Below are 3,709 nucleotides of genomic sequence, written 5' to 3' on the forward strand. Positions count from 1 at the left end.
AAGGGGAAAAGCTGCCGCAACTCGTCCAGCAAATCGGTTGCCGGGGAGAGAAGCGCACTCATGGGATCCAAATCAACATTGGGAAACCTGGAAACCCGCCCAACTCACCGCTGTCTGTGCGTTGTACCTTCTAGGATACAAGCTTTCTTGGGGTGTCGACCGCTCCCCTGCAAAAAACGCCGGCTACTCCGCTTTGGATGGCCCACTGAGCCCGAGAACAGCAGCTTGGGTAATTTTGTAAAGTGGGTCATGGAGCGCGCCATCGCGACGGAGTCCTCGACAATTGGGCAAAGTCTGCAGGATCAGGAGTGCTCAAACAGAATCTTCTCAATCTCTATTGAATCTATCTGAACCTATGTCTGTTTCCCCCCAACTGGCCCAACTGGCCACCTGGATGGCAGGGCACTTCAACAACCTGCAGCAGGCGCTCGCAGAGCCCGTCTGGTTTGCCAACATTCATGTGTACCAATGTCCCTTGCCTTGGTCGGTGTTCCAGGGGGTGGGGTTTTACGTGGAGCAACTGTACGACATTTATCCTGAGCAGCCCTACCGGCAGCGGGTGATCCACCTCTTCGATACTCCAGATGGGATCCGGATTCAAAACTATGCTTTGACGGCTCCTGACTCCTACAGGTGCGCCGGTCGAGAGTTGTTGCTATGCAACGCTTACGCGAAGGGGAAATTGGCCGGTCTGACAGCAGCGGAGCTGGAACTCTTGCCCGGCTGTATCACCCAGGTAGAATGGACGGGATCTTGCTATCGGGGCCGCAGCCTACCCGGCAAAGGCTGTGTTGTTGAACGCAAAGGCAGAACCACCTATTTGTACAGCGAGTTTGAGATCGGAGCCGACTACTTTCACAGCTTGGATCAAGGTCGGGATCCGGAGACCGATCAAGTGATCTGGGGATCCCTATCCGGGCCTTTTCGGTTTGTCAAAAAACAGGATTTTTCCCAGTACCTACCCCGGTGGGCTGAAGTGCTGAACCATGAGGCTGCTGGAGCGACTGGTTGAGCGGCTGTGGGCGCTGGGGATCCCGTTCGCGTCGTCAGGACGGACTTCCCGGCGAGAGTTGGTCTGGCTAACCCTGCGGTTGGCCTGGGAAAACGCGATGCGCTACCGGCTGTTTGGCCTGGCCTCTGAAATGGCCTATAGCTCGGTGTTGGCGCTGTTCCCCTTCATCCTCACGCTCCTGACCGGGGTTGGGCTGTTTGTCGGCTCCTCTGAGCAAGCCTTCGAGCGCTTGATGGAGCAGTTGAGCCAAATTGCTCCCCATGAGGCTCTGGCGCTTTTGGATCGGTATGTGCGCGAGCTCCGCTTCGGGCAGAATCGGGGGTTGTTGTCGCTCGGCTTCTTGGGCACCCTGTGGGCTGCTTCTGGAGCCATGGGGGCGGTGATGACAGCTTTGGATCTCAGCCATGAGATCCCTCAAGATAGGCGCCGTCCCTTCTGGAGACGCAAGCTGATCTCGCTGGTTTGGATGCTCGCCACCTTGGGGTTGACCGGACTGGCCAGCTTGATCTTTTTGTTCAGTGCCAGCTTTTTGCGCTTCTTGTACAGGAAAGCGGGATTCTTAGCGCAGGAAGTTGGCGGGCCGACTCAGTTGGATCCCTTGCGAGAGCTGGGGTTGAACTTGTGGGGGATCCTCACCTGGCCGATTTCGCTGGGGTTGGTCGTCTTCTCCTGCTGGGTGCTGTATCGATTTGGCCCCAGCTTGCGCCGACCCCAAATGCCGATTTGGCCGGGAGCCATCGTGGCCAGCCTACTGTGGGTTGGGGTGTCTTGGGGGCTGCGGATTTACGTGGAGCACTTTGGGCAGTTCAACCAAGTCTACGGGGCGGTGGGGGCAGTTATTGTGCTGCTGCTCTGGGTTTGGCTCACTTCCTTGGCGCTGCTGTTTGGGGATCAGATCAACATCGCCCTCTACCAGGCGCAAAAATGGATTGAAGAACGGGATCCCTAGCCCTTACTCCAAATCCGAGTCATGGATGCAGACGGAAATTCTCTCACCCACTCCTGAGCACATTGCCGTAGCGGCGGCAGCCTTGCTGCGGGGCCAGTTGGTGGCCATCCCCACGGAGACGGTTTACGGCCTGGCGGGCCATGGCTTGGATGAGCAGGCAGTGGCGAACATTTTTGCCGCCAAGGAGCGCCCCCGCTTCGATCCCCTGATCCTGCATCTGCCGGCTGGGGTGACCCTAGAGCAGCTGCAGGGGTGGCTGGTGGATGTGTCGGCTTTTACTCCCACCGCCCGTGCTCTGCTGGGATCCCTGATCGACACCTTCTGGCCGGGGCCCCTGACTTTGGTGCTGCCCAAGTGTCCCACCGTGCCGGATCTGGTGAGCAGCGGGTTGCCTACTGTTGCCCTGCGGGTGCCTGCTCACCCGGTGGCTCAAGCTTTGTTGCAGGCGGTGCAAACCCCTCTGGCTGCCCCCAGTGCCAATCGCTTTGGCCGCATCAGCCCCACCTCAGCCCAGGCCGTCTATGCAGAGTTGGGAGGGCGGATCCCTTACATCTTGGACGGGGGAGAGTGTGCCGTGGGCCTAGAATCCACCGTGCTGAAGCTCAGCCCCGAGGGGATCCCGACGCTGCTGCGCCCAGGAGGGATCTCGCTGGAAGCCCTAGAAGCTCACCTGAAACTGCCCATCCGGGCCTCTGAGGACGGCAAAACGGGCCCGCCGGAAGCGCCAGGACGGCTGAGCAGCCACTACGCTCCCAGTAAGCCCCTCTGGCTTTTGCCCACCCCTTTTGCCCAGCTTCAGCCCGGCGATTGGCAACAGGTGCGGCATCTGGCGACCGGTCATTCTCACCTAGGCATCCTCAGCTTTGCCGCGGATTCCCAGGCTCTGCTGAACACCCTCTCCTGCCATTGGCCGGGGATCACGTTCAGTTTGGAGTGTTTGGGTTCGGATCTCAAGGCAGCCGCCCGCGCCCTCTTTGCCAGCTTGCGCCGCCTGGATGAGGGAGATGCCACACTCCTGTTGGCAGAACCCCCGCCCATCTTGACGGGGTTGGGCTATGCGATGATGGATCGGCTACGCCGGGCCAGCAGCCTATGGAACCTTCCCCCCTCGTTGCCATCGTAATGGGCAGCGATTCCGATCTGCCCACCCTTGCACCCGCCGCCCAGGTGTGCGAAGCATTCGGGATCCCTTACCAGATGCAGATCCTCAGCGCCCACCGCACCCCCGAGGCCATGGTAGAGTTTGCCCGCCGCGCCCATACCCAAGGGATCCGCGTCATTATTGCCGGGGCAGGGGGAGCAGCCCATTTGCCGGGGATGGTGGCGTCCCTCACCCCTCTGCCGGTGATCGGGGTGCCGGTGCTCAGCCCATCCCTGCAGGGGATCGACTCCTTATACTCGATTGTGCAAATGCCCAAAGGGATCCCGGTGGCCACGGTGGCCATTGGCAACGGCTACAATGCGGGTCTGCTGGCGGTGCAGATCCTGGCCAGTGGAGATCCCGACCTGCTCCGGCGAGTGATCGCCTATCGGGAAAGCCTAAAACAGGCGGTGCAGGAGAAAAACGATCAGTTGCAAGCCCAAGGGTGGAAAGCCTATCTCGACTCCACCGGCAAAGCATAAGAGCATAATTTAGAGAACGTTGACCTATCTTGCCGCCTTGCAAAGGGCCAGATAGGGCCGAGTTTTGGGAGTTGCCATCGGTGAAACATCAATCGGGTCGCCCTTCTTCCGGCCAGGGATCCTGG

The 3,709-nt window shown here is 59.8% G+C and carries 4 protein-coding genes; all 4 read left to right on the forward strand.

Going from position 1 to position 3,709, the window contains the following annotated elements; all coding sequences use genetic code 11:
• The first annotated feature begins 355 nt into the window (after window positions 1–355).
• From NW849_RS13045 to purE, 4 genes are read left to right on the forward strand one after another with little or no spacing between them, the layout of a single operon-like run.
• Window positions 356–1,012, forward strand: coding sequence for a chromophore lyase CpcT/CpeT (locus tag NW849_RS13045; protein WP_414358122.1), 657 nt, complete (start codon window positions 356–358; stop codon window positions 1,010–1,012).
• Window positions 987–1,961 (forward strand): YihY/virulence factor BrkB family protein, encoded by a 975-nt coding sequence (locus NW849_RS13050; protein WP_414358125.1) that lies wholly within the window; start codon window positions 987–989, stop codon window positions 1,959–1,961. Before NW849_RS13045 ends, NW849_RS13050 begins: the two co-directional genes overlap by 26 nt.
• Before the next feature lie 25 nt (window positions 1,962–1,986).
• Window positions 1,987–3,084, forward strand: coding sequence for an L-threonylcarbamoyladenylate synthase (locus NW849_RS13055; RefSeq protein ID WP_414358127.1), 1,098 nt, complete (start codon window positions 1,987–1,989; stop codon window positions 3,082–3,084).
• Complete coding sequence (gene purE / locus NW849_RS13060) at window positions 3,054–3,584, forward strand: 5-(carboxyamino)imidazole ribonucleotide mutase (protein ID WP_414358129.1); 531 nt, start codon at window positions 3,054–3,056, stop codon at window positions 3,582–3,584. Before NW849_RS13055 ends, purE begins: the two co-directional genes overlap by 31 nt.
• The last annotated feature ends 125 nt before the right edge of the window (window positions 3,585–3,709 follow it).

It is taken from the genome of Synechococcus sp. R55.3 (assembly GCF_047461975.1).
Classification (GTDB): Bacteria; Cyanobacteriota; Cyanobacteriia; order Thermostichales; family Thermostichaceae; genus Thermostichus.